Genomic DNA, 2,692 nt, shown 5'->3' with positions numbered 1-2,692 from the left:
TTTTTTCTTGATGTTGGACTGCGGGTTGAGGCTGCCGATGTTTCCGCTTTCGGTACCGGCGGCGGGGTCGATGACGGCGTTGATGAGGGTTGGCTTGCCCGAATCCATGGCCTCGCTCACGGCGCGGCTCAGCTCATCGGGGGTGGTGACGTGGACGCCCACGCCGCCGAACGCTTCCATCATCTTGTCGTAGCGCGAATCCGCCACGAACACGGTGGGCGCCACGTCTTCGCCGCCCGTCGGGTTGACGTCGGTGCCGCGGTAGATGCCGTTGTTGTTGAACACCACCACGCAGACCGGCAGGTTGTAGCGGCAGATCGTCTCCACCTCCATGCCGGAGAAGCCGAACGCCGAATCGCCCTCGACCGCCAGAACCGGCTTGCCGGTCTCGACGGCGGCGGCCACGGCAAAGCCCATGCCGATGCCCATCACGCCCCAGGTGCCGACGTCCAGGCGCTTGCGCGGCTGGTACATGTCGATCACGCCGCGCGCCAGGTCGAGCGTGTTGGCGCCCTCATTGACCAGGATCGCGTCCGGGCGGTCCTTGATGACCTGCTTCAGCACGCCCAGGGCCGAGTGGAAGTCCATCGGCGAGGAGTTCTTCAGCAGGCGCTGGGACATCTTGGCGATGTTGGCTTCCTTGCGGGCCTCGATCGCGCTCGTCCAGTCGGACGGCGGGGCCGGCCAATTGCCGCCCAGGCCCTTCAGCAGCGCCGACACGCACGAGCCGATATCGCCCACCACGGGGGCCGCGATCTCGACGTTCGAATCCATCTCGCGCGGTTCGATGTCGATCTGGATGAACTTCTTGGAACCGGGCTCGCCCCAGGTCTTGCCCTTGCCGTGCGACAGGAGCCAGTTCAGGCGGGCGCCAACCAGCACGACCACGTCGGCGTCCTTCAGCACCAGCGAGCGCGCCGCCACCGCCGATTGCGGATGGGTGTCGGGCAGAAGGCCCTTGGCCATGCTCATGGCGATGTAGGGAATGCCGCTGGTCTCGACGAAGGAGCGGATCTCCTCGTCGGCCTGGGCGTAGGCCGCGCCCTTGCCGAGCACGATCAGGGGCCGCTTGGCGCCCTTCAGGAGGTCGAGCGCGCGGGTGATGGCGGCGGGCGCCGGCAGCTGCGCCGGGGCCGGGTCGATCACCTTCACCAGCGAGTTGGCGCCCTTCTCGGCGTCCAGAACCTGGCTGAACAGCTTGGCCGGCAGATCGAGGTAGACGCCGCCCGGACGGCCCGAGACTGCGGCCCGGATGGCGCGCGCCACGCCGATGCCGATGTCCTCGGCGTGCAGCACGCGGAACGCCGCCTTGCACAGGGGCTTGGCGATGGCCAGCTGGTCCATCTCCTCGTAATCGCCCTGCTGCAGGTCGACGATCTCACGCTCCGACGAGCCCGAGATCAGGATCATCGGGAAGCAGTTCGTCGTGGCGTTGGCAAGCGCGGTCAGGCCGTTGAGGAAGCCCGGCGCCGACACCGTCAGGCAGATGCCGGGCGTCTTGGTCAGGAAGCCCGCGATCGCCGCCGCATTGCCCGCGTTCTGCTCGTGGCGGAACGAGATCACCCGCATGCCCTCGGCCTGCGCCAGACGGCCCAGATCGGTGATCGGAATGCCCGGAACGCCGTAGATCGTGTTGATGCCGTTCAGCTTGAGCGCATCGATGACGAGGTGGAAACCGTCCGTCAGATCGCGCTCGTCCTCGGCGCCCGTCGTTACCTGGTCCGCGTCCGCAGCCGTCTTCGTCAGATCGTCCGCAGCCGCCGCTTCCTTCGCCTTCTCAACAGTCGTCGCCATGGACGTCCTCCTTGATTGTTCGCTTGTCTGTCGCTCGTGTCCGCAAGGGACGGGTCTTGCGCCCGCTTCTATTCCGGAAACACGCCGTATCGCTCGACATGGGCCGCAAGGCCCAGTGTGTGCTCGCGCACCAGCCGCTCGGCCAGGTCCGCGTCCCGCCGCTCCAGCGCCTCGATGATCGCCTGGTGATCGCGCCGCGAGGTCTCCAGCCGGCGCTCCTGGCGGATCGACACCGCCCGGATCGCCCGCATGTGCAAAATAAGGTTCTCCGTCATCTCGACGATCAGCGCGCACCCGCCGAGCCGGATCAGAGCCCCGTGAAACGCCAGATTGGCCTGGGAATATTCATGGACATGCGCCCCGGCCGCCGCCTCGTCGGCCTCGAACGCGTCGAACAGCCGCCGCAGCCCCTGAAGGCTCGCCGCATCCGCCCGCGTGCACGCCAGACGCGCCGCCATGCTTTCCAAAGCCGCCCACACCGTGATCATGTCCAGGATCTCGGCCTTCGTCTTGCGCACCACGAAGATGCCTCGACGCGGAACCGAGCGGACAAAACCCTCCTGCTCCAGAAGCGTGATCGCCTCACGGATCGGCGTCCGGCTCACCCCGAGATCCTGCGACAGACGACGCTCGTCCAGCCGGATCTCCGTCGGGTGACCGTAAATGTCCATCTCCATGATCGCCTTCTTCAAGGCATCGTACGCCAGCACGCGAAGGCTGACGTTCACGCCCAAGGGCTCAACATGAAGCTTCGGCTGCACTAGCTCCTGCAACGGACATTCCCTGCCAAAACCCCGCGCCACAAAACCCCGAGCAAAATACCCATGAGCCAAAACGACGCGGTCATTAACAAAACCATGGTCTACTGTATGCCAGCACACCACGCAACGAGAGAATT

At 66.0% G+C, this 2,692-nt stretch carries 2 protein-coding genes; both read right to left on the bottom strand.

Translation table 11 applies throughout. The annotated features are described in order from the left end of the window. Nucleotides 1-1,794 (bottom strand): oxalyl-CoA decarboxylase (gene oxc / locus ACQ6S1_RS15395; protein ID WP_445042120.1); only part of this gene is annotated, 1,794 nt, incomplete at its 3' end. A gap of 68 nt (nt 1,795-1,862) precedes the next feature. Beyond that, nucleotides 1,863-2,522, bottom strand: coding sequence for a GntR family transcriptional regulator (locus tag ACQ6S1_RS15390; RefSeq protein ID WP_445042119.1), 660 nt, complete (start codon nt 2,520-2,522; stop codon nt 1,863-1,865). Between the last annotated feature and the right edge of the window lie 170 nt (nt 2,523-2,692).

This window comes from Terrihabitans aquatilis, from assembly GCF_052542005.1.
This window is presented reverse-complemented; position numbering and strand designations above follow the sequence as displayed.